21 protein-coding genes and 1 pseudogene are annotated in these 23,614 nt (G+C 58.8%); 11 read left to right on the forward strand and 11 right to left on the reverse strand.

All coding sequences use genetic code 11. The features are described from left to right. Positions 1–92 precede the first annotated feature (92 nt). From ACSQ8R_RS25220 to ACSQ8R_RS25230, 3 genes are read right to left on the reverse strand one after another with little or no spacing between them, the layout of a single operon-like run. Positions 93–1,040: a LysR family transcriptional regulator gene (locus tag ACSQ8R_RS25220; protein WP_436256079.1), complete on the reverse strand. Its 948-nt coding sequence runs from the start codon at positions 1,038–1,040 to the stop codon at positions 93–95. Beyond that, positions 1,030–1,935 (reverse strand): alpha/beta fold hydrolase, encoded by a 906-nt coding sequence (locus ACSQ8R_RS25225; RefSeq protein WP_436256080.1) that lies wholly within the window; start codon positions 1,933–1,935, stop codon positions 1,030–1,032. Before ACSQ8R_RS25225 ends, ACSQ8R_RS25220 begins: the two co-directional genes overlap by 11 nt. 12 nt (positions 1,936–1,947) lie before the next feature. Further along, a complete protein-coding gene (locus tag ACSQ8R_RS25230; RefSeq protein WP_436256081.1) occupies positions 1,948–2,856 on the reverse strand; it encodes a LysR family transcriptional regulator in 909 nt (302 codons plus the stop codon). 111 nt (positions 2,857–2,967) lie between these two features. On the opposite strand from ACSQ8R_RS25230, the gene ACSQ8R_RS25235 reads away from it, so the two are divergent. The 4 genes and pseudogenes from ACSQ8R_RS25235 to ACSQ8R_RS25250 all read left to right on the forward strand — a co-directional run bounded on the left by ACSQ8R_RS25235 (position 2,968) and on the right by ACSQ8R_RS25250 (position 6,683). Beyond that, positions 2,968–3,783 (forward strand): shikimate dehydrogenase family protein, encoded by an 816-nt coding sequence (locus tag ACSQ8R_RS25235; protein ID WP_436256082.1) that lies wholly within the window; start codon positions 2,968–2,970, stop codon positions 3,781–3,783. After that, entirely contained in the window at positions 3,776–5,041 is a 1,266-nt protein-coding gene (locus ACSQ8R_RS25240) for an FAD-dependent oxidoreductase (RefSeq protein ID WP_436256083.1), read from the forward strand. Before ACSQ8R_RS25235 ends, ACSQ8R_RS25240 begins: the two co-directional genes overlap by 8 nt. 174 nt (positions 5,042–5,215) lie before the next feature. Further along, positions 5,216–5,584 (forward strand): annotated as a pseudogene (locus ACSQ8R_RS25245) (ISL3 family transposase); the annotation flags it as partial. 364 nt (positions 5,585–5,948) lie between these two features. Further along, positions 5,949–6,683 (forward strand): LuxR C-terminal-related transcriptional regulator, encoded by a 735-nt coding sequence (locus ACSQ8R_RS25250; RefSeq protein ID WP_436256084.1) that lies wholly within the window; start codon positions 5,949–5,951, stop codon positions 6,681–6,683. 10 nt (positions 6,684–6,693) lie between these two features. Here the strand turns inward: ACSQ8R_RS25250 and ACSQ8R_RS25255 are convergent, their stop codons facing one another. From ACSQ8R_RS25255 to ACSQ8R_RS25270, 4 genes are all read right to left on the reverse strand, one after another. Further along, a complete protein-coding gene (locus tag ACSQ8R_RS25255; RefSeq protein ID WP_436256085.1) occupies positions 6,694–6,924 on the reverse strand; it encodes a hypothetical protein in 231 nt (76 codons plus the stop codon). After that, a complete protein-coding gene (locus tag ACSQ8R_RS25260; protein ID WP_436256086.1) occupies positions 6,893–7,408 on the reverse strand; it encodes a chemotaxis protein CheW in 516 nt (171 codons plus the stop codon). Before ACSQ8R_RS25260 ends, ACSQ8R_RS25255 begins: the two co-directional genes overlap by 32 nt. Then, the gene (locus tag ACSQ8R_RS25265; RefSeq protein ID WP_436256087.1) at positions 7,408–9,186 is read right to left on the reverse strand and encodes a methyl-accepting chemotaxis protein; all 1,779 of its coding nucleotides are present in this window, start codon (positions 9,184–9,186) and stop codon (positions 7,408–7,410) included. The genes ACSQ8R_RS25260 and ACSQ8R_RS25265 overlap by 1 nt, the downstream gene beginning before the upstream one ends. 319 nt (positions 9,187–9,505) lie before the next feature. Continuing rightward, the gene (locus ACSQ8R_RS25270) at positions 9,506–10,207 is read right to left on the reverse strand and encodes an autoinducer binding domain-containing protein (RefSeq protein ID WP_436256088.1); all 702 of its coding nucleotides are present in this window, start codon (positions 10,205–10,207) and stop codon (positions 9,506–9,508) included. A 378-nt stretch (positions 10,208–10,585) separates the two neighbouring features. Here ACSQ8R_RS25270 and ACSQ8R_RS25275 point away from each other — a divergent pair, with 378 nt between their 5' ends. The 4 genes from ACSQ8R_RS25275 to ACSQ8R_RS25290 are packed head-to-tail and all read left to right on the forward strand — an operon-like array spanning position 10,586 to position 14,735. Further along, positions 10,586–11,098, forward strand: coding sequence for a molybdopterin-dependent oxidoreductase (locus ACSQ8R_RS25275; RefSeq protein WP_436256089.1), 513 nt, complete (start codon positions 10,586–10,588; stop codon positions 11,096–11,098). After that, positions 11,095–13,275 carry an ATP-binding protein gene (locus ACSQ8R_RS25280; RefSeq protein WP_436256090.1) on the forward strand — a complete coding sequence of 727 codons (2,181 nt, stop codon included), beginning with the start codon at positions 11,095–11,097 and terminating at the stop codon, positions 13,273–13,275. The genes ACSQ8R_RS25275 and ACSQ8R_RS25280 overlap by 4 nt, the downstream gene beginning before the upstream one ends. A 9-nt stretch (positions 13,276–13,284) precedes the next feature. Then, complete coding sequence (locus ACSQ8R_RS25285) at positions 13,285–14,367, forward strand: HD domain-containing phosphohydrolase (protein ID WP_436256091.1); 1,083 nt, start codon at positions 13,285–13,287, stop codon at positions 14,365–14,367. Between the two features lie 35 nt (positions 14,368–14,402). Next, on the forward strand, positions 14,403–14,735 hold the full coding sequence (locus ACSQ8R_RS25290; protein WP_436256092.1) for an ArsR/SmtB family transcription factor: 333 nt from the start codon (positions 14,403–14,405) through the stop codon (positions 14,733–14,735). 204 nt (positions 14,736–14,939) lie between these two features. On the opposite strand, the gene hemA is transcribed toward ACSQ8R_RS25290, so the two are convergent. From hemA to ACSQ8R_RS25310, 4 genes are all read right to left on the reverse strand, one after another. Beyond that, on the reverse strand, positions 14,940–16,154 hold the full coding sequence (gene hemA / locus ACSQ8R_RS25295) for a 5-aminolevulinate synthase (RefSeq protein WP_436256093.1): 1,215 nt from the start codon (positions 16,152–16,154) through the stop codon (positions 14,940–14,942). Between the two features lie 136 nt (positions 16,155–16,290). Continuing rightward, positions 16,291–18,078 carry a methyl-accepting chemotaxis protein gene (locus ACSQ8R_RS25300; RefSeq protein ID WP_436256094.1) on the reverse strand — a complete coding sequence of 596 codons (1,788 nt, stop codon included), beginning with the start codon at positions 18,076–18,078 and terminating at the stop codon, positions 16,291–16,293. A gap of 814 nt (positions 18,079–18,892) precedes the next feature. Further along, entirely contained in the window at positions 18,893–19,321 is a 429-nt protein-coding gene (locus ACSQ8R_RS25305) for a hypothetical protein (RefSeq protein ID WP_436256095.1), read from the reverse strand. Positions 19,322–19,446: 125 nt separating this feature from the next. Continuing rightward, positions 19,447–20,163 (reverse strand): GntR family transcriptional regulator, encoded by a 717-nt coding sequence (locus ACSQ8R_RS25310; RefSeq protein WP_436256096.1) that lies wholly within the window; start codon positions 20,161–20,163, stop codon positions 19,447–19,449. Between the two features lie 116 nt (positions 20,164–20,279). On the opposite strand from ACSQ8R_RS25310, the gene ACSQ8R_RS25315 reads away from it, so the two are divergent. The 3 genes from ACSQ8R_RS25315 to ACSQ8R_RS25325 are packed head-to-tail and all read left to right on the forward strand — an operon-like array spanning position 20,280 to position 23,612. Then, on the forward strand, positions 20,280–21,647 hold the full coding sequence (locus ACSQ8R_RS25315; protein WP_436256097.1) for an acyclic terpene utilization AtuA family protein: 1,368 nt from the start codon (positions 20,280–20,282) through the stop codon (positions 21,645–21,647). Next, on the forward strand, positions 21,644–22,054 hold the full coding sequence (locus ACSQ8R_RS25320; protein WP_436256098.1) for an AtuA-related protein: 411 nt from the start codon (positions 21,644–21,646) through the stop codon (positions 22,052–22,054). The genes ACSQ8R_RS25315 and ACSQ8R_RS25320 overlap by 4 nt, the downstream gene beginning before the upstream one ends. Beyond that, on the forward strand, positions 22,047–23,612 hold the full coding sequence (locus ACSQ8R_RS25325; RefSeq protein WP_436256099.1) for an ABC transporter substrate-binding protein: 1,566 nt from the start codon (positions 22,047–22,049) through the stop codon (positions 23,610–23,612). The genes ACSQ8R_RS25320 and ACSQ8R_RS25325 overlap by 8 nt, the downstream gene beginning before the upstream one ends. Positions 23,613–23,614 lie beyond the last annotated feature (2 nt).

Below are 23,614 nucleotides of genomic sequence, written 5' to 3' on the forward strand. Positions count from 1 at the left end.
CACTCCCCCGGATGACAACCAACAATGATTATGTCTCCCATGCCTTCAAAGCATGGGCGCGGCTCTGGATTCGCGCCGTCCATCGGCCATAATCAAGTCAAGGCGGGCAGATTGGAGAGCTTTCTGCCAAGGATTTCGATGAATTTCTGCAGGTTCGCCGAATGCGGCCGTCGGCGGTTCCACAGCACCGAGATCTCGAACTGCGGCGCCTCTTCGATCGGCCGAACCACAAGGTTGCCTCCCAGGGGGCCAAGGGTGGTCATGTAGTCCACCAGGACGATGCCCATTTCCTCGTTGGCAAGCGCAAGAGCGGTGTCGGAGAAACGCGCAACAGCGCGTGCATTCACCTTGACCTTAGCGCTGTCGAGAAAGCTGTCAACGACGCGCTGATGGGCCCCGCCGGCGGCAAAGGCTATGAAATCCGCGCCCGCCAGGTCGCTGGCGCGTATCAGCGCTTTTGTCGAAAGGGGATGAGTGCGCGGGATGACGGCCACGAGGTCGGCCCGTCCGACCGGCTCGACCTCGATCAGCGGATGGTCGGGCAAAGCAAGCGTCACCAGTGCTTCTCCTCGGCCTGTGGTCAGGTAATCCTCGATCTGGTCGACCGGCAGCACATCAAAGAAAAGCTCGATGCCGGGAACTTCCTGCGATAGCTCACGCAACGCCTGCGGTACCAGAGCGCGCGCCACGCTAGCCGTCGAGCCGATGCGGAAAACGGCGGTCTCGCCTCGCACAATGCGCTCGATCTGTGCGCCGACGCCCGCGAATTGCCGCAGCACGGGATCGATTTCGGAATAGATCTCAAGCGCTTCTGACGTGGGTACCAGACCGTTCCGGTCCCGGGTGAACAAGGCTATGCCAAGGACGTCCTCGACTCGCCTGATCGTGCGGCTCAGCGCCGGCTGCGACACGTTGAGCACCTTGGACGCGCCGGTGATCGAGCGCGCCTCCATGACGGTGTGGAATACCTCGATCTGGCGCAGACTGAGAAGCTGTTCAGTCGGGCTCTTTCCGTAGTCATCCAAATCGTCACGAGCCATGACCAACCCTTCCCAGAAATGCCAGGATACGCTCCTGGACCTGTCCTGCCGCTGTTTCCGGCAACAGGTGGCCACCCTCCAGAGCTTCGCCTTCTACATCATCTGCCCAGTCATGCCAGATATCGAGTGGCTCCCGTCCGCCACCATAGCGCCGTCCGGCTTCCCACATCACCAACACGGGCGCTGCGATGCGCCGCCCGGCTGCCCTGTCCGCCAGGTCGTCTGTCTCGTCCGTGGCGGCACCAGCGCGATAATCCTCGCACATGGCATGCCGAACATCGGGGTCATCGAAGCTTGTCCTGTAATCGGCAAGAGCCTGTGGGTGCAGCCGTTCCAGCCCGCCCGCCATTTTTTCCAGCGTTCTGTCCAGCAGATAGCGCGGATCTCCGCTCATCAATCTTTCAGGCAATGGCTCTGGTTGGGCCATCATGAACCAGTGCCAGGCTCCCATGCCGAAGGCCTTGCTCGCACCCTCCCACATTTCCGGCGTCGGCACGACCGTGACGGAAACCAGAGCGGCAATCTGGTCCGGAAAGTCCAGTGCCATGCGATAGGCGACCCGCCCGCCACGGTCGTGCCCGACTACTGCGAACCTCTCATGCCCCAGGATATGCATCATGGCGACGAGGCTGGCAGCCATTCGGCGCTTCGAACCGGCGCCGTCGGCATCGGCCGTGACGCGGCTCCTGCCATATCCCGGCAGATCGGGCACGACCACGGTATGCGTTTCGGCGAGCTTGGGAGCTACGCGATGCCAGGCGGCGCGCGTTTCCGGATAGCCGTGCAAAAGCAGGATCACCGGCCCTTGGCCGAGGGTCAGAACCGCAAACCTGACATCTCCGGTATCGATCACAAGCTCGGCAAATCCCGGGAAAAGCTGTTCCACATCAGTCACACTCGCATCTCCTCAACGTCCGCATGCGTCGACTGCGATGGCGCGCAATTCGGCAATCAGCGCATCGGCGGCAACCGGGCGCGGTCGCAGCCGGCAGGAATGCACATAGGCCGATATCGTCACACTGTTCTCGATCGGTATGGCAACGAGACCACTCGATGTACAGTCCATTGCCGAGAAAGCGTCGAGGATGGTGATGCCTATACCTTCGGTGACGAAAGACAAGGCGGCCTCGACGAAATGCACGAAGACCGAGGTTTCCCGGACAACACCCCAGCGACGGAAGGTCTCGTCGATATGCAGGCCGTGCGTTGTGGCGGGCGCAAAGGAAATCAGCGATTCGCCCATGAGATCCACAGGCGTGACGGAGGCCCAGGACGCCAGGGCATGGCCGGCCGGAACTACGCAGACGAGGTTTGCCTTGGCGATCTCGGCGGTCTCGATCAGCGGGTCCTCCACCATGGCGATGGTCGCCACGCAGGCGCCCTGCCCGAACAGCAGGTAATCCCGGACATCGCGCTGCGGCAAGGAATCGCAATAATATGTGCCGGCCGTGCCCTTCAGCTGCAACTGCCGCACCGCCTTGGGCAACAGGCGCATGCCGATGCTCGGCGTGGCGCCGAAGCGGAAGGTTGTCGCCTTGCCGCGTGCGATCGCATAGACGACATCGGACAGCATTTCCGACTGCTGGTGAACGCGCTCCACCTCCGTCAGGATCAATTGTGCTTCCTCCGTCGGCACCATGCGCCCCGAGATGCGCGCAAACAGCGCCACGCCCAACTGGTCCTCCAGCCGCTTGATCGCGACGGAGAGGCTGGGTTGGGACACGCCGAGATGCCGTGCGGCCGCCGTCAGCGAATGGGTCGCCATGACGATGCGGAAGATCTCGAGATGACGTTCCTTCAGCTTCGGAGTGATCACGCTTCCCCGCGGTCAAGCTATAAATCCTGATTATGCATCTTGTCGTTTTATATATTGGCGTCAATGGTTCGGCCGCCCTTATGTTGATGCTACACAACGGATTGGAACGATATGATCGGTGCATCTACCCGACTGGTTGCCATCATCGGCTCGCCCATCATCCAGGTAAAATCACCGGAAAACTTCAACCGCTACTTCGAGGAAAGAGGTATCGACCGCGCCATGATCGCGCTCGACCTGCGGGCTGAGCATGTCGGGTATTTCATGCGGATGGCGCGCGGGTGGGGAAACCTCGACGGCTTTGTCGTCACCATTCCCCACAAGAACGCGGTGGCGCGCCTTGTCGATGACCTGAGCCCGCGCGCTCGCTTTCTCAGCGCTGTCAATGTCGTGCGGCGTCATGCGGACGGCCGCCTTTCGGGCGACATGACCGATGGTACGGGCTTCATCGAAGCGCTCCGCACGCGAGGTTTTTCGCTCAAGGGCAGGTCGGCCCTTCTTGTTGGAGCGGGAGCGGCCGGCAGTGCGATCGCCCAGGCGTTGGCGGAGGCCGGTCTTTCCGACCTCTCGATCGAGGATCTCGACACGATGCGTGCGCGTCAGCTGGTTGAGAAGTTGACCGCCGCCTTTCCGGAATGCCGCACCGCCGTGGCAATAGGAAAAGCGAGGCCCTTCGATCTGGTGGTGAACTGCTCGCCGGCAGGCATGCGCAGCTCCGATGCGCAACCGGTGGCGCAAAATGTTATCGACAAGATGCCGGCGGACGGACTGGCCGCCGAGGTCATTACCTCGCCGGAACACACGCCATTCCTCAAGGCAGCGGCCGCACGCGGCCTCGCGGTGCAAACCGGGGCCGAGATGGCCGGGGCGCAAATGCAACTGCTCGGGCAAACTATGGGAATCATGGACGGAGCGGCCCATGCTTAGCGCCAGGCATGAGACTGCCGATGTCGTCGTCATCGGCGGCGGCGCAGGCGGCATGAGCGCCGCAGTGGCGGCCGCACGGCTTGGCGCCCGGGTAATCCTCATTGAGCAATACGGATTTCTTGGCGGGGCCGCGGCGAATTCGTTGGTGCTGGCCTATTGCGGCTTCTACCAGAAAGGTCCTGCGCCGGTCGCGGCGGTGGGCGGTGTCGGCGCGGATCTGCTTGGCGAGCTGGCGGCGATCGGACAGCCTGTATCACCCGTGGTCTCCCGCACGGGCAACTGGATCGTCATGCTGGATCCGGAAGCAGTCAAGTTCGCCTTCGATCGGATGTGCGACACGGCAGGCGTCCAGGTTCTGCTGCATAGCAGATTGGCGGCAGTGATGATGGACAAGGAGCGTGTGGTATCGGTGACGGTGTTCGATCCCGCCGGCCCCATCACGATCACCGCCCAGGCCTTCGTTGACGCGAGCGGCGACGCGGCCCTATCCTCCATGGCAGGTGCGCGGATGACCTTCGACAGCCTGCGTGGCGACCATGCCCAGCCCGCCTCGATGCCGGTCAGGATCGGCGGTGTCATGCAAGGCGCCGAAAGTGACCGAGCGCGCCTAGCCGGTATCATCAGTGAGTATAATGCAACGGCCGATACGGCTATTCCCCGAGCGGACGGCGGCGTGCTGTCGCGGCTGCCGATCTCGGGCGATGTCTGGTGGATGACGATTGACCTGGTCACGGACGGATTAACGTCTGTGAGCCTGGGCGCGGTCGAGCGCGAGGCGAGACGCCAAGCATGGCGCAATCTTTCACTGCTCAAGCAATTGCCTGGCTTCGAACACGCCTATCTGGTGGCAACGGGGCCGCAGATCGGAATCCGGGAAAGCCGAAGACCACTTTCACGCAAAGACATGACGGGCGCCGCACTGGAGATCGGCCTGAAACGGCCCGACGGCATCGGACGGGCAGCTTGGCCGATGGAAGTGCATGAAGCGCCCGGTCGAGCGCGGTTCATCGATCTCGGCGGAGAAGGATATGCCGATATTCCGATTGGGGCGCTTCAGGCCGCTGATCTCGACAATCTTTACTTCGCAGGACGTGTCGTCGGCGCCGACCAGGCCGCCTATGGATCGATACGGGTCATGGGCACGGCCTTCGCAACCGGTCACGCTGCCGGCATAGTCGCGGCTCTCGGGTTGCAGGCAAAGAAGGCTGTTTCTGAGGATATACGACGCAATCTGATCATGCAGAATGCACTTGTCTGATAGGCGGGCGACTTGCGACGGGGCTGCGCCAGAGGCTCGGCCAGTGGTCTGCTTTCGCCTTCGGCAACAGTCTGCCGCGAAGCAATATTCTCGCTACAAGGGAGATATATAACGACGCTTGCCCACATGCGCTAACGTTAGCAAAAATGGAGGTCGGAGTGAAGCTTGGCCTGCCTTGGCCACTGCACGGGGGGGCGCCCTGGCGAGCGCCTGATGCAGCGGCTCGGCAGGCCGGTCAGCGACGGCACTATCCTGCGACTGTTGAAGCGGGATGCCAGGGTCGCTCACCCGCCTCCGAAGTCCGGGTGGTCGGCATCGATGACTGGAGTTGGTGGCGGGCGACAAGCTACGGGACCATCATGATTGATCTCGAGCGCCGCTCGGTTGTCGACATTCTGGAAGATCGTTGAGAGTGCGGCCAAGTGGCTGCGGAGCCATCCTCCGGTCGAAGTGGTCAGCCCGGACCGCTGCGGCATCGATGCGCAGGCTGTTCGGGCGGGCGCACCGTAGGCGCGACAGGTTGCCGATCGATTTCATCTGGTCTAGAATCTTCGCTCGGCCGTCGAAGAACAGATGAGCCAGGTTCGCCCGCGTCCCTCGCAGACACATCGATGCCGTCAACAACGCAATTGAGCGGCCCTGGAGCAACGGACAGGCCGAAGGCCAGATCAACCGTCTCAAGACGCTGAAGCGCGCAATGCACGGTAGGGCAGGCCCTGGACTGCCGAGGGCACGCATGCTCCCTCCGCGCCACGCAAAGTGAGGAAGAATCTGATTAAATGCAAAACGACAGCTAGAGCTCGACATGGAGGTTGAGAGCTCGTCGTCATGTGGGAGTAAAGCGAATGTTTAACAAGCGTTAATCTTTCCGCCTTATAATTGAGATTTATCAAGGACGCGCTTAGTTATGCCATTTTCAGCTGTTAACAAAAACGACTTACCCGCTCTTGACGACTACGTGGACCTGCGTTCCGTTCCGCGCCACAGGCATTTCGTTAGGCACCCGATTGTCGACCGGATACGGCTGGCGGTACCGTTTGACCATATCGCTATCAGTGGTCTTGACATTGACGGCTATCGCTTCGGGCAGGCAACATCGATCGACAGTGATTTCCCGCCTGCTTTTATCGAGGCATATGCGGCCGAAGGTTTGGTAGGCAACGATCCGTTCGTGAAGGCCGCCAAGAGCGGCCAAGGCATTGTGGTTGAAAGCGAGGTGTGGAAGACCTGCGAACCTCCGCAGCGCTTGCTCTACCTGATTAGGTCGTTCAAGGTTCTCAACCGGACGCTCATACCGGTTCGACGCAACGATATCGTATACGGTGGTGTATGCTTTACACGTGTGCACCCTTTTGATGCAGAGGAGCTTGCGTTTCTGGAACTCGTCGCTGAACCTATTCATACAGCCATCGTCAGACGGTTGATGGAGAAGTTTGCAACCGCACAGATGAAGCTGACCGCCGGAGAAGTCGCTTGCCTGACCCAAGCCAGCTTCGGATTGACAAGTGAGGCCATTGCGGCGGCGACGGGCTACCAGGCCGACACCGTCAACAGCTATATCAAGAACGCCATCAAGAAGCTGGGATGCGCGAACCGTACGCAGGCGATCGCCGAAGCGCTCCGCAGGCGGGTGATCTCTTGAAATGCCGGGGTCAGATCGGCTGATCTATTGTCCGCCCGATCCGGCGCAGGTGGCCGGAGATTTCCTCCATCAGGTGATCGCGAGGGCCGAATTTCTTGAGGATCGCCTTCACGTTGGTTGCCATCGGCTCCTGCGTCGGTTCGCCGATGCAATAACCGCGACCGACGCTCCACATGTCGCAGCCCTCTGCCAGCAACGCATCGACCAGATCAATGACGTGTCGCGACACTTGGTCGGGCATGATCCACCGCTCCGTCCTGATTGCCGTCTCCCCCGCCAAGAAGCTGCGGGAGGTCAAGTAGACAGATCATTCCCTGTTCATGTGTCAGCATTCCCCGCGTCGACCTCGCTCTTGAGCCTGCCACAACGACATCCGGCACAGACTGTATTTTCGAACTGCTGACTGTCAGAATGTCGGAGACGCTATCAACAAGAAGTCCCACGATTGCGTCCCCGACTTCTGCCACGACGATCGCCGAACGGTCCGTACCGGAGGTCATTTCCATCCCCAGCCGCCTTGCGAGATCGATGATGGGAACGACCTCGCCGCGAAGGTTGATGACCCCGAGAACGTCGGGAGGCGTGTAAGGAACGGGTGTGCAGGCGACCCACCCGCGAATTTCGCGGACCTTCGTCGTCTCGACGCAGAACTCCTGACCCCGCAGGCGGAAGGCGATGATATCGAGATCGCCGACTACGGCCTGGTTGCGCGAATTGGACAGCATCAGAAGTCCTCCCACTGCTGGGCCACTGCGGCGTTGCCCGTGAACTGACGGGTCACTTTCCGGCGGAGTTCATGAACGGGAGAAGTATCGACAGGACTTAGAATTAGCGGCCTCTTGGCGCTCGGCGTGACGTCATCCTCCATTTGGAACTGACTGATCACGCTGAATAATGCCGTCGCCTCGGCGGCCAAGCCGTGACTTGCAGCATTCGACTCTTCGACCATCGCGGCATTCTGCTGCGTTCCCTGATCGATCGTGTTCACTGCGACGTTGATCTCGCGCAGCCCGACCGCCTGTTCTCTCGCACCTTCTACGATCGCCGCGACATTGACATCGACGTCTTTGACCTGTGTCGCGATGAGCCTTAGGGCTTGGCCGGTCTCGTCAACCAGCGTCACGCCTGTCTTTACCTGCTCTCCGGAGAGGTTGATCAGAGACTTGATTTCCTTCGCCGCGGCCGCCGAGCGTTGCGCAAGTTCGCGCACTTCCTGTGCGACAACGGCAAAGCCCTTGCCAGCTTCACCTGCCCGCGCCGCCTCAACCCCTGCATTGAGCGCGAGGAGGTTGGTCTGGAAGGCGATATCGTCGATGACCCCGATGATGTTGGCGATCTCGCGGGAGGACTTTTCGATCGCGCCCATCGCATCGATCGCCCGGGCGACGACGCTGGCGGATTGTTCGGCGTTGGACCTGGCGGCTATCACCAGCTTGCCAGCTTCGTCTGCCCGTCGACTTGAATCGGAAACCGTCTGGGTGATTTCTTCCAGAGCGGCGGCGGTCTCCTCGACTGAGGCGGCCTGCTGTTCGGTTCTCTTTGCTAGATCGTTCGCCGCCGATTTCATCTCCGAGGAGCCGGCCGCGATTGCTTGCGCATTCTGCCGGATCGATCGCATCGTATCACGCAGACGATTCGAAGTGTGGTTGAAGTCGATCCGGAGAGGTTCAAGCGCCGGGATGAACGACGTTGGAAGCTCGGCACAGAGGTTCCCGGACGAGAGCTGCTGAAGGCCGTTTCCGAGCGCGAGGACATTTTCGACGCGACCAGTCACATCGGTCGCGAACTTCACCACCTTGAAAACCTTGCCGTTCAGATCGAAGATTGGGTTGTAGGAGGCCTGGATATAGACTTTCTTGCCACCGCGTCCAATACGGGTGAACTCGTCGGACATGAACTCTCCGTTACGTAGCCGATCCCAGAACAATCCGTACTCAGGCGTTCTGACTTGATCCGGTTCGCAGAACATCGAGTGATGCTTGCCCGCGATGTCCGAGAGCTGGTATCCAAGCACGGTTAGAAAATTCTCGTTGGCCGTGATGATCTCGCCGGAAGGGGTGAATTCGATAACCGCCTGGGCTCTCGAAATCGCGTTGATCTTTCCGGCGTCTTCCGCCGCCTTGAGCTTGGTGGCCGTGATGTCTGTCGCGAACTTCACGACCTTATATGGTTTGCCGCGACGCATCACCGGGTTATAGGAAGCCTCGATCCAGACCTCGCGACCACCCTTGCCGATCCGCTTGTATTGGCGCTGTTCGAACTGTCCTGCGGCGAGGCGCTCCCAGAAGGCGCGATATTCGGTAGACCCTGCTTCGCCGGGGTCGATGAACATGCGGTGATGGTGTCCCACGATTTCGGAAAGCTCGTAGCCGAGGACCGCGCAGAAGTTGGCGTTGGCCGTCAGGACTTTGCCGTGGAGATCGAATTCGATGATCGCCTGTGAACGGTTCATAGCCGACATAACGGCGCCTGTGTCCGAAAGGCCGAAGAGAGACAGTGTCATTCGTGTTTTCCTTATAGGCCGCGTCTAAAGCATGCGGCTGGGTTCGCTGCCTTTCTGAGGCAGTCGCTGATAGCGAGCGATTGCGTGGAAGCAGCGAAAGGCGGCCACACGCGGGATGAGGTTCAATTGAAAAGCCGGTCGTCTTAGATTGAATGCCGACGACGCGAAGGCCACGGTTCAAGTTCCGTTGATTTCGCTGACCCCGAAAATAGGGGTGAGAATCTAACGGAGGATTAAAAAAATCCCTGCAAGCCAACGAAATGCGTGCTTTTCCGAGCAAATGCCCGAAAAGCGGTCAAAAACGGCGAAATCTTCGTCTTTAGTCTATAAGTCGATGGCGTATCGCCTCTGCGACAGCATGGGCTCTGTTTCGGGCTCCGAGCTTCCTCGCCGCCGCCTTGAGGTAGCTATCGACTGTCTCTCTCGTGAAGCGGGACGTGTTCGCGATCTCTTCGCTTGTCAGACCCTGGCCCGCGAGCCGCAGGCATTCGAGTTCGCCCTCTAAAAGCCCCGCGATCTCCGCGCCGAACCGATCGACAACCGGGCGGGTGACTTTCTCATGGAGCGTCGGCGCGATGAGTTCAAGGTATTCGATCTCGTTGGACATGAAGGCGCCGCCCTCACGGGCAAACGTCACGGACCCGTAGTTGCCTATTCCCCTTCGGAGGAAGAAGGCAACCCTGTGCAAGATCCTAAAGGTTCTCAGAAGGTAGGCCAGTCTCTGAGGGGTCTGGTATTCCTCTATGACTGTCGCGTCACTCGCAACCCGCGCGCCTGCAGAACCCGCCAGAACGACCGGATCGGTTAGATAGAGTTTTTCCTCTTCATAGGCTTCGACGAACGCGGGCGGGAAATTCGAGGTCACGCTGGTGAAATTGCCGACCTTGTAGTCGCCGAGGTCAAGACCGCTGACGCTAACGAATTCGAAAGGAACAGCCCGGCGCGCAAGTTCGAGCGCAGCATCCTGGACCAGCCTTCTATGCCTGGGAAACGAGCTCAAATCGGCGGGTAGTTCGGACATCTGCACCACTTCTGGCAGGCTCTCAGGTGAGCGACGTAATCGGGGATCCGGTCAAAAATTGGGGTTAAAGTCTTAAATCCAGGTTAACGTAACCCCGTATAAGTTTAATGAACGGACTTAATTCAACCGAATCTGCGGGTTGACGCCTGAGACGCTGCTGGAAAACTCGTCATTACCGCTCAAAAATCAAGCAGGTGTTTCGCATTCGAGCATCTTAGCTGACAGCCTGTAAACCTTTGCACCCTATATTTTGGGTGGTTGGGCTGTCCAGTAGTCCATCAGACCTGATGCCAAAACGCTTTGCCCATCTTTCGGGTCATCAATACCGTTCGACTGACCCTTCCACACCCCTGAACGCAACGCCATGGAGGCGACGACGTGATTGTATCGGCCCGCATTAATCTCATGTTCCTTCTTGTTGCCTTGGTATTCGGGACCGGACCCGCCGCGGCATTGGATGCACCCAAAGGTGAGGTCCTCTTGACGATTGTCTCGGCCCACCTTGATCACCCTAATGCTGGAAAGAGGGCTCAGTTCGATCTCGATATGCTCGAGAACCTATCCGGCCGAGACGCGAAAATGGGGACCCCCTGGACATCGGGCGAGGTGAGCTTTTCGGGGCCCTTGCTGAGAGCCGTCCTGGAAGCAGCTGGTGCGAGGGGCAGAGTGCTCAGAGTAAAGGCCCTCAATGACTACGCGGCCGACCTGCCGTTCGAAGACGCCAAGCTTGACACTATCCTTGCCACGCGGATCGACGGAAAAACGATGTCTATCCGTGAAAAGGGGCCGCTGTTCCTGATCTATCCTTTCGACAAGGACCGTAACCTCTACAACGAAAAGTACTTCGCGCGATCCGTGTGGCAGATCAAGGAAATCGAGGTTGTCGAGTGACCCAGTCGTTGCATCCGGGCAGCGAGATAATTCGCAGAGCGAACAAGGCTACTGTGGTCATGCAGGCTTTTTCGGTGGTCCTGCTGGTCGGCCTCGCCGTGATTTTCGCTCTCATCTCCCACCGATATTCGACTTTGCAGGATGGTATCCGCGAAAACGCGCTTTGGTCTGTCTATCAACTCGACCGGGAAGCGCGGAAGCTGCACGAGACGCTTCATGTCATTTCCGTACGCGGCGAGGCGGACAAGGCGGCGTTGAAGGAAGCATCGCAGCGGTATGACATCCTGTATTCCCGGATGACGATCCTCGACGAAGGCAAATTCGACCGCAGCTTTGGAGGCGACCACGATGCCGGTCCGGCCCTAGGCGACATTCGGACGGATATCAGGAAGCTGGAAGATGTGTTCGACGGTATAGCCGCAGGGCGCAGTGTGTCGTCGCCGATACTCATTGCCGCTGACGAATCTGTCGAGGACATGCTGTCACGGACTGAAGCTCTGCTGATCTATGCCAACAACGCTGTCAGCTCGGACCGGGCCGAGGCTCGCGAAACCCTCATGGCACTTCAAATTAAGTCCGCCATGCTCGTTGTGACGCTTGTGCTCTCCGTTGTATTCCTTATTTATAGGCTCAACCGACAGCTGCGCGCCGTGCGCGCCGCGGGGATCAGCTTCGAGACCATGTCGAACGACCTGCAGATGGCCTACCAGGCCGCAGACGCCGGCAACCGCGCAAAATCCCAGTTCATGGCGACCATGGGACACGAAATCCGCACTCCACTGAATGGCATCCTCGGCACCGCCGAACTGCTTCAACTCGCAGCGCTTCCCGACCATGTCCGTCAGAGCGTGGCGACCATCCGCAAGTCCGGTGAAGCTCTGTTGGAAATCATAAACGAGATACTCGACTATGCGAAAATCGAGAGCGGCATGCTGACCATGGAACTGCGCCCGACCGATTTGGAGCTCGTCGCGAGGGCCGCAATTGACATCGTAAATGACCGAGCGCTGGAAAATGGCAATAGCATTCAGCTGGAAATTCCAGAACAACTGGTCGATCCAGTTGTCTTTGCCGATCCGACGCGGCTTAAGCAGGTTCTTCTCAATCTGTTGAGCAACGCGGCAAAATTCACCACCAACGGCCGCATCACTGTGAAAATTCTTCAGCTTGAAAACGATGCCGACCCCCGGACGCGCTTCGAGATCAGCGACACGGGAATAGGTATAGATCAGGAGGGATTGGATAAATTGTTTCGGCCCTTCAGTCAGGTTGACGCCACCATCAACCGGCGCTTCGGTGGCACCGGTCTCGGGCTAACGATTTGTCTGCAGATCGTTGAGGCTATGGGCGGCAAGATTGGAGCCGAGAGTGAGAAGGGGCGAGGCAGTACTTTCTGGTTGGAAGTATCTGCACCGGCGGCTTCTATAAAGGATGCTCGCGAAACGGGGCCGGCCCCCACCATCTGCATGTCATCGCTCCCACGGATGAAAATACTGTTGGTCGAGGACAACAAGGTCAATCAGGACGTTGCCCGCGGTTTTCTCGCCAAACTCGGCCAAGAGGTCATCGTAGCACGCGACGGCGTCGAGGGCGTTGATATTGCTTCAATCCGCGATTTCGACCTTGTCCTCATGGACATGCAAATGCCGGGGATGGACGGTCTCGAAGCCACGCGCAGGATTCGTCAGCTGGACGGCCAACGCGGTCGAGTTCCGATTGTTGCGATGACAGCAAACGCCTCAGAGGATGACCGACACCTTTGTAGCGAAGCAGGAATGGACGGATTCCAGTCAAAACCAGTATCGTTGGCAAAACTCCGCGAGGTCATCCTTTCCGTCCAACGGCATCACGCGCTACCCGTGAGCGCCGACCACAAATTTCAGGCCAGACGGCAGGAAGTCATCGAAGCTTTGGGCGAGGACGGATGGCAGGAGCTGCTTGTCAGTTTCTTCGACGATGCCTCCGGTCTTTTGGGTAAACTCGATCACGCAGCTTCCCGAGGCGAGTTCAACGATGTTGATCGGCTGCTGCACACCTTCAAGGGAGCCGCCAGTAGCGTCGGGTTCCAAAACCTTGCCGATGATTGCCAAAATTTACGGGGTCGAGATATCACGCTGAGTGACATTCGCGAGCTTGACCAGACCATTTCCACACACCGGACCTTCCTTGCCGCTTAGGAACAAGCAATGCGTATCCTTCTGATTGACGATAACAAGACGAATCTCTTGTTCTTGAAGAAACTGGTTGAGAAACTCAGGTGCGAGGCGGTGACGTACGACACGCCAGGCGATCTGCTCCTCGCCATGCCCGCGCTCGACTACGACGTCGCCATCATCGACTTTCAGATGCCCGTCTACAACGGTGTCGAGCTTCTCCTCGAGATCTCCCGCTTTGAGAAATACCGCGACAAACCCGCGGTTTTCGTCACGGCGGATACAGACATTGCGACAAGAATGGCTGCGCTTGACGCGGGAGCGATCGATTTCCTGACCAAACCCGTCAACCCGCTGGAGTTCCAAGCCCGAATTCGCAATCTCATGGCACTGGTGGATGCGCGCAACAAGCTTGCCGACAAAGCCGAATGGCTGAGGACTGAGGTCGAAAAAGCCGTGGCCGAACTGAGAGCGCGCGAGGAGGAAATCATCGAGCGCCTGACAATCGCTGCCAGCTACAAGGACAAGGAAACCGCGAAACACACGCGACGCGTCGGTTTCTATTCGGAGGCTATCGCCCGCGCCTACGGCCTCGACGAGCCGCTTTGCACCGACATCCGCCTTGCTTCTCCGATGCACGATATCGGTAAAGTCGCCATACCCGACGCGGTTCTCCTGAAAGCCGGAAAGTTGACGGAACAGGAGTTCGCGGCTATGCAGCAGCATACGACCGTCGGCTCAGATATCCTGCGGGAGTCGCAGTCCAGCCTCCTTCAGCTGGCCGCATCAATCGCCAGTAGCCACCACGAGAGATGGGATGGTCAGGGCTATCCATTGCGTCTGTCCGGATCGGCGATTCCCCTTGCGGGCCGGATCGTGGCTTTGGCGGACAACTTCGACGCATTGACGACGGTGAGGCCGTACAAGGAGGCCTGGAGTGTCGAACGAGCGGTCGCTCACATCCGCGAGCGGGCCGGATCACAGTTCGATCCCGAGTGCGTCGCTGCGTTCGAGGAGGCTCTTCCAAGCATCATGAGCATCATGTTGGCAAACCTGGACGAAGGACGGCAGATCGAAGATGCTTTGGTGCCAACCGGCAAAAGTGCCGCCGCCTAGTGCTTCAAGGCCAGCCAGCTGGCGAGGATAAATCCGTGACCACCAAGTTCGACCATTACACCTTTTCGCCTGAAGAAGCCGCCCGGGTGCTGGCAGCAATAGGAAATCCCTCCCGGTTATTGATCGTCACACTAATCAGTCACAAGGAGTGGGACGTCGGAGGCCTGGCCCGGGCTGTCGGGTTGAGCCAATCCGCGCTGCCCCAGCACCTCAAGAAACTCCGCGACCTCTCGATCGTAAAGACGCGCCGTCACGATCCGACCGTCTATTACCGGTGCGATGCCAGTCGCGTTCTAAAGATTCGCGATGTTCTAGGCCTTTGGAACCAGAGGACCTACAGCCTTCCGGGGGAAGCGGATTCGCACTAGAATCGCTCGTTCGGACGCACTCGGTGCCGGCATTCGCTGAGAAAGTCGTCAGCCGCTCGATCTCAGACGAAATTTTTTTGTAACAGAGTCGACTCGATACGGCTTGCAGGACATGCTTGGCGTTCGCGAGAACGCTGCCGTTTTATGGTATCACAGCAAAGGATGCTGAAGGGCTTAGGGTTTGCCTTAAGACGCCAGTGGAAGTTAAGCCACCTGCCGCGCCAGCGCGCAGCGGGACCACAGCTGGTGCAGCGAGCCGACCAGGTGCTCGATATCCGCATCGCTGTGCAGAGGCGTCGGGGTGATGCGCAGGCGTTCGGTCTTGCGCGGCACGGTCGGATAGTTGATCGGCTGCACATAGACATTGCAGGTGTCGAGCAGGATATCCGAGATCCACTTGCACTTGGCCGCATCGCCGACCATGACCGGAACGATATGGCTCGGGTTGTGCATGTGCGGAATGCCCTGGTGGTCGAGCATGGTGCGCAGCTTCCTGACGCGGTCCTGATGACGGACGCGCTCGAACGGGCTTGCCTTCAGGTGCCGGATCGAGGCGATCGCCCCGGCTGCCAGCGCCGGCGGCAGCGCCGTCGTGAAAATGAAGCCCGAGGCGAAGGATCGGATGAAATCACAGAGCGCGCTGGAGGCGGCGATATAACCGCCCATCACGCCAAAAGCCTTGCCGAGCGTGCCTTCAATGACCGTCAGGCGGTCCATCAGGCCTTCGCGTTCGGCGATGCCGCCGCCGCGCGGGCCGTACATGCCGACCGCGTGGACTTCGTCGAGATAGGTCATCGCGCCGTATTTATCGGCGAGATCGCAGATTTCCTTGATCGGCGAGATGTCGCCGTCCATCGAATAGACGCTTTCGAAGGCGATCAGCTTCGGCGCGTTCGGATCGGCGGCCGCCAGCTTCGCTTCGAGGTCGTTGAGATCGTTATGCTTCCAGATCACCCGTTCGCACTTGGCGTAACGGATGCCCTCGATCATCGACGCGTGGTTCAGCGCATCGGAGAAGATGATCAGGCCGGGGATCTTCTGGCCGAGCGTGCCGAGCGTCGCCCAGTTCGACATATAGCCGGAATTGAAGATCAGGCCGGCTTCCTTGCCATGCAGGTCGGCAAGTTCACGCTCGAGCATGACGTGGTAATGCGTGGTGCCAGAAATATTCCGGGTGCCTCCCGCACCCGCGCCACAGTGATCGATGGCTTCCTTCATCGCCTCGATCACGGCGGGGTGCTGGCCCATGCCGAGATAGTCGTTCGAACACCAGACGGTCACTTCCTTCGGGCCATCGGGAGTATGGCGCGTGGCGCGGGGAAAATTGCCGCGGTGCCTCTCCAGATCGGCGAACACACGGTAGCGGCCTTCCCCATGAAGTTCGTCCAGTTCGCTCTTGAAAAATGCCTCGAAGTCCATGCCACCCCCGAATCTCCTCATGCCGAGACCGCTTCGCTGAAGCCGCCAGCGCTTGAGTAAGAAACGTTGTGGCAGCAGCAAGCAAGCGGCGGTCAGCGCTGGGGTTCCCCAATTGACGTTGAGGAACCCTGACCAATCAAAATTCGTCCCAGGCGCGCGATGGTCCATTCGCTGAGGAACCGGCCGCCGCGGCGACCCTTGCGACCATTCGCCGAGCTGGCGAAGTGACAGGCAGGTGGCGAGCCGTGGCGGAACTGAGTTGGCGGGATCCGGACCGTTCGCGCCCGCCACCCAATTGAAAGCCCTCGATCAACTGGCGCAAACGAGCAGTTTCCTGGGCCAACGTGGCGCTTGCCGCGTTCGTCTCCTCCACCATCGCAGCGTTCTGCTGGGTGACCTGGTCCATCTGGTTTACGGCGGAATTGACCTCGGACAGGCCGGTTGCCTGCTCCCTTGCTGAGCTTGTGATCGCCTCCATATGGTCGTTGACCGCAACGATATTCTGTTGGATCGTCCGAAGTGCGTCACCGGTCTCACTGACAAGCTTGACCCCAGTACTGACCTCTTCGGAGGAGTTCCTGATCAGGTCTTTGATTTCTTTGGCCGCTTGCGCTGAGCGCTGTGCAAGCTCGCGCACTTCTTGGGCTACGACCGCAAATCCCTTGCCAGCTTCGCCCGCGCGGGCAGCTTCCACGCCGGCGTTGAGAGCCAGCAGGTTCGTCTGGAATGCAATCTCGTCGATAACACCTATGATATTGGATATCTGGTTGGAGGAATTCTCGATGCGGGACATTGCGCCGACTGCGTCCGCCACCACCTTGCCTGAGCGCTCGGCGTTGCTGCTAGCTGTTGCGGCCGCGTGTCTCGCTTCTTCGGCACGTTTAGAGGCGTTTGTTACGTTTACGGTGATCTCGTCAAGTGCCGCAGCCGTCTGTTCAAGAGATGCGGCTTGCTGTTCGGTGCGCTTGGACAAATCTTCTGCACTCTGACTGATCTCGCGCGTACCGGTGTCGATATGGTCGGTCGACTGCGCAACGGCTCCCAGCGCGTTGCGCATCTGTTCTAGCGCTTCGTTCATTGTCCGCCTAAGGCCCTCGAAGTCAGCAGCGAAAGGCTGGTCAAGGCTGAACGAGAGATCACCCTGCGCGAGTTTCGTAAGGGCAGCACCAATCGTGTTCACCGCATGGACGCGCTCCGTCACGTCCGTTGCGAACTTGACGACTTTCGTCACTTTGCCCTTCGAATCCAGGATAGGATTGTAGGAGGCGTTGATCACCACGACCTTGCCATTCTTACCGTATCGAGTGAACTCCGCTGCTTGAACTTCACCGCGGCGAAGTGCGCTCCAGAATTCCTTATATTCGGCCGACTGTGCGTAACTTGCTTCCACCAGCATGCTATGCGAACGCCCCTTGATCTCATCCAGACGGTAGCCAATAGCGTTCAGGAAATTCTCGTTGGCGGTCACAATCTCGCCGTCTGTCGTGAATTCGATAATACCCTGGGACCGGCTGATCGCCACCATCTGTCCCTGGTAGTCCAAGTTCTGCAGGCGTTCTTTCGCATTCGCCCACTCGACGACGTAGCCGGTAATCTTGTGCCCATCGAGAAGCGGTGTAACGATAAGGTCAAATGCCCGGTGGCCGACCCAGATTGTCGCCCGGTGCTGTGTTTTAAGGGTCGCGAGCATCTGGCGCTGATGCGACGGGTTCTTGTGAAAGATATCGATGTTGCTGCCGATGAGTTTCGAAAATTCAAAGCGCGGCAGCTCCTTTTTTAGGTCTGTCTCCGCCTCTCTCATGAGGTCCATCACCGATGCGTTCATGTAGCGGATGTTAAGACCAGCATCGGCAATCATGATGTTTGCTGTGATCAGGCCTAACGATTGCGTCTGCATGCGGGAAACGCTGGAACTTCCAAACATTTGCTTTCCTTTGGTTTCGAGAGCCCGACTTGGGCCACTTGATCGTGGGTTCGGATGTGGTTCTGAGCGGATCAGAGACTGGGTCCTATTCCGGCCCCGGCTTAAGGACTGTCGTGCACTTCGCCTCGGCATCATCTTTGGTTTCGCAGGGATGCGGGGGTGTCGAAAATATCTCTGCTAAAGCGTTCTCAAGATATTGGTTGACGGTAACCAGTCGATCCCGCAAGTGCGAGAGCTCGCTTCCAATCTTGATGTTTTCGTCATGGATTGCATCCCATAGTTGTCTTCTGGGTGCCAACGCATTGCGACGGAAGGGGAAGGGTAAGATCTTGGTCATCGCGGGGGGTCCAAAGAGGGAGGGAGTAGGCAGGTTTGCCAAGTATGAGCCGCCTGAATTCCCTCGACTATCGGCCTGCCAGCCTAGAATACGCGCGACTTCAAGGTTTTGGCTCGACCGAGCGAGGTGCAAAGCAGTAATGAAGGTTCCTGCCGGAGTTCGCTATACTCAGCATCAAAACGTAGGAGCTGCCTGATAGAGCATGACTCATGCGAATGAGTGAAATTCGGAATAACCCGTCAGGATGAAGAATCCGCCATCGTGTTGTTCATACACCTCTTTTAATGCGCAGGTTAGTCATGCTGGCGCTTCAAGTTGAATTCGGCAGGCAAACACTTCGAACACACAGCCCTCGCTTCGTGAATATTCACAGACCCGATAGCAGCAGTGTAAGCGCCGAAGCATTACTGAGATCATATTGTTCCAAAGTTAGAAATTACTTAATTTTAATCATGCGACCCTAAAAATAGGATATGACTAAAGTTCAATTCCAAGCCGTTGGCGGTGCCGCAAAGCATCGACCTCAACATCGAGATCGCCCATCTCATCGATAAACGATTTTGGGGCTGCAAACTCATCGTCTTCCGTTTGGCTCAACGGTGCCAGTCGCCTCACAACCGGTTCGGTCATTTTCCGGCGCTTAAGCTGCGGTATGGTGGCGGGCTTGGCCAAAACATCTACGGGCGGTGTCTCTCCTTCTGCAGCGACGTTTTCCTTGATCTCGGTTGGTGCATCTATGAATGCTGAATCTTTGGTATCCGCCGAAATGGCAGAGCCTCTATTCACCGCCGGAATAGATGCGTCTTCGGAAATCTGAACAGGAACGGGGCTGGCATCCGACCTTGGGCGACCCGCATCGCCCTGTTCTTTCCCAACGATCTCTATAGATTGCTCCGCGCGCTTCACCTCGATCTCTGGACGTGCCTTTTTCGGTCGCCGGTTGATATTCGATAGCTATCAGTTCAGGAGCAACTGCAGGATGCTCTTCCTGAGCAAATCTGCCTAACCGCAGCCAACGTAGGGTTTAGGCCCTAAGTTGGCTGCGCGCGCGACTTTATCGATGCCTCGTCTGCTAGATCTTCCTCGAACGACGCCTCGAAATTGGTGGCTTGAAGGTAGAACTCCTTGGGCCGTGAAATGTGGCCGCGGATGATCTCGGCGAGCTTGCCTCCATCGCCGTCCCGGACGGCGTCGATCATTGCGAAGTGCTCCTTGATCGCCACTTCGCGCATCTCCTCGTTGGGAAAGGCACGGGTTCGGATCGGGTGAGTGGAGAAGGTGTAATGCTGGATCGCTTCCGCCAGCCGCTTATTGCCGGCCTGGCCGTAGAGCAGTTCATGAAACTGGTTGTTGAGCGTGAATACCTCGGAGAATCGCATCGCCCGTGAGGCATCGCGGTGTTTCTCCGCCACCTCGGTTATGGCAGCAATAAACTGCCGGGGGGCAGGCGTGGAAAAATGTTGGGCAGCCTGTGTCTCCAGGCATTCGCGAATTTCGTAAAGTTCCTCGACTTCTCGAACCGAATAGTCGCGAACCTGAACCCCCTTGTTCGGCTGGCGAATGACGAGGCCGGCCTTTTCCAACTCATCGAGCGCGCGGCGTACGCCGTGCCGCGTTGCGCCGGTGCGTGCCATGATCTCGTCCTCGATCAACCTTTCTCGCGGACGGCAGGCGCCGGATATAATCTTGCGCTGCAGGTCGCGGTAGACTGCTTCCCAGCTGCCGCTTTTCTCAGTTGATTCATCCATTTAATCGCTGCTCTCAGACGAAGCTCCCAATTGCAAGCATTATCGCATCTTAATGAGCAAAACAATCATCGTTGACATTATCGATAAATTTACCTACGAAAATTTCGACGGAGGAAATGCAAGTGTATCGGATCGGCAGTGGAGCGGGATTTTCGGGTGATCGTATCGATGCCGCGCAATCGGTTGTTGCGGCCATTGCTGCTGCGGGCGAGGGCGGCGCGATTATCTTCGAGACAATCGGCGAAAGAACACTGGCGCTCGGGCAGATCGCCAAGCGCCGGGATGCGAGAAAGGGCTACGAGCCTCTCCTGGAACAATTCCTGCTGCCGATCCTGAAAATCTGTATCGAGAAAGGCATCGTCATCGTCGGCAATTTCGGCTGCGCCAACCCGCGTGCCGCCGCGGCCATTATCATCGATATGGCGAAGGCATTCGGGCTGGCGAATATCCGCGTTGCGGTCGTCGAAGGCGATGACCTGAGCGGCAAGGTGGATATCGCAGCGACAGAACGCTGGGAAGGCGACAGCCATTTGCCGGCGCCGTCCGGAGACGTGATCGCCGTGAATGCCTATATCGGCGCCCAGCCGATCGCCGAGGCGATCCGTGCCGGCGCGCAGGTCGTGGTCACGGGTCGCGTAGCCGATCCCGCACTGGCCCTAGGTCCGCTTGCCGCGCATTTCGGCTGGGACTGGAACGACTTCGATCGCATCGCCGCGGGAACCTTGATCGGCCATCTGCTGGAATGCGGTTCGCAGGTCTCCGGGGGTTTTTTTGCTGATCCCGGTTTCAAGGATGTGCCGGCTCCCGCCAATATCGGGTTTCCGATCGCCGAAGTGGAGGCGGACGGGACTTTCGTCTTGACCAAGGCCGAAGGGACGGGCGGCTGCATCGACACGCGAACTGTCAAGGAACAGCTTCTCTATGAAATCCACGATCCGGCCGCCTATCTGACGCCCGACGTCACTCTCGATCTGACTGATGTGGACGTCATCGGCATCGCCCGCGACCGGGTTCGCGTCAGCGGCGCGCGCGGCCGTGCGGCGCCGGAAAAGCTCAAGGCGACGGTTGGGTATTACGGCGACTGGTTGGGCGAGGCCGAAATCTCCTATGCCGGACCTAATGCGCTCCAGCGGGCGCGGCTGGCGATATCGATCATCCGGCAGCGCCTAGCAATGCGTGGTCTCGATGTTACATCGAGAGCGGATATCATCGGCACTGTCAGCACCTTCGATGACGACCGGGGCGTATTGCTTTCGGGTTTCCAGGCGGACGGCAATGGCGATTATCGTGTCCGTTTCGCCTTCGGCGGCGAGGCTCCGGCGGTCGAGGCGGCGGTCCAGGAGGTGAATGCGCTCTATTGTTGCGGCCCCGCGGGGGGCGGTGGCGTTCGCCAGAGCGTGCGCCCGCGCGTCCGCACTGTTTCGCACCTCGTGCCCCGTTCGTTGGTCTCGGTCTCGCACACTTTCGTTGGAGACGTAGTTTGAACAGTGCACGCATCACCGTTCCATTACATGTGATCGCGCATGGCCGTTCAGGCGACAAGGGCAATCGGCTCAATGTCAACGTCATCGCCTATCAGCCGCAATATTGGCCGATCCTGCTCGAGCAGGTGACGGCCGCCCGCATCGCAGAGCTTTTTGCCCATCGCGGGGCGACGAACGTCGTCCGATACGAGCTGCCGAAGCTGCAGGCGCTCAATTTCGTCATCGACGATGCACTGGAAGGCGGCGTCAATTCGAGCCTCAGCCTCGATACGCATGGCAAGACGCTGTCTTTCCTGGTGCTCGACCTGCCCGTTGAACTGCCATTGCAAACCTTGCCGGCCGGCCGGACCATCCGCGCCGACCAACCTAATCTTGATCCAGTCATGGGAGGAGTGGATAATGAATAGCAAGAGGAATTTGATGCTTTTAGCGGGCATTTCCGCAACCGCGCTGCTCACGGCACCTGTCGGTGCGCAGGAGCCGAAGCGTGGCGGAAATCTGCGCATCGCCATTTCGCAGATGGCCCCGTCACCTGACCCGGTCGTCACTACGTTCGGGGTCAACTGGGGAACATCCTATCTCGTCTGCGAAGGATTGTTTGGCCTCGACGAGAACTGGACGCCGCAGCCTATGCTGGCCGATAGTTTCGAGTACAGTAAGGACGGGCTGAAGCTCACGATCGTGCTGCGCCAGGGCCTGAAATTCCATTCCGGCGGCGCCGTTACATCCGCGGACGTCGTCGCCTCGCTCAATCGTTTCCGGGAATCTGCAGGCATCGGCGCCTCGCTGAAGGCGACCACCAAGACGATCAGGGCGGTCGATGACAGGACCATCGAATTCGAACTGACGAGCCCTAGCCCTATTCTGCCGGGCTTGCTGGCCGGCGCGCAATCCGCCATCATGTCGGCGAAGTCGCTGGAGGGCGCTTCGCCGACCATCGCCACCAAGGGGCTCGATTGCACCGGCCCCTATACGCTCGCAAGCTACCAGCCCGACCAGGGCGCCAAGTTGGCGCGCTGGAGCGGCTATCAGAGCCGCAAGGAGCAGCCTTCGGCAATGTCGGGCGCCAAGCACGCCTATGCCGACGAGATCAATCTCCGGCTGATGCCGGAGCCTTCCGTGCGCCGCGACGCATTGATTACTGGCCAGATCGACATCGCCCGCGAACTGCCGAGTGATTTCTACGATGCGCTGAAGAACAATCCGGAGACCGAGCCAGTGGTCGTGCCGAACAATCAGTCGCTGACGGTGGTCTTCAACACCAAGGACGGGGTTGCCGCCGACGTCAACCTGCGCCGGGCGATCTATTATGCACTGGAAATGCAGCCGATCATGCAGGCTTCCGTCGGCAAGGCGGAATTCTATACGCTCGATCCGAGCTGGATTCCTGATCCGAACTCCTTCTGGTACACAAAGGCAGGCGTTCCGGATGGTTTCGGCAAACCGAACGCCGCCAAGGTGAAGGAATATCTCGCCAAGTCGAACTACAAGGGACAGCCGATACGCTGGCTGGTCGCCAGCGAGCAATACCAGAAGCACTATCTGACGGCGATCACCGCCAGCCAGCAGCTCGAGGAATTCGGTATCAAGGTAGATATCGTCCAGTCACCGATGGCGAGCTACATTCAGGCCCGCGCCAATGTCGCCCAGATGGATGCCTTTTCCAGTTTCCTGCCGACCTACGTGGACCCCACGTCGATCGCTTACCTGAACCCGACCTATCCGGGGTTCTGGGCGGACGCTCAGAAGACTGAGCTAATGAAGCAAATCTCGACGACGATCGACCCGAAGGAGCGCAAGGCGATCTTCGAGAAGATTCATGCCCTTGCTTATGATCAGTTTCCATTCATCAAATACGGGACCGAGTCCAACATGTACGGCATGCGCAAGGGCGTCGGTAACGCGCCGCGGGTTCCGGCCCGCTCGGACGACTTCTACAACGTGGCGCCACCGCCGGCGAAGTGAGC

It is taken from the genome of Neorhizobium sp. LjRoot104 (assembly GCF_964253725.1).
Taxonomy (GTDB): Bacteria; Pseudomonadota; Alphaproteobacteria; order Rhizobiales; family Rhizobiaceae; genus Neorhizobium.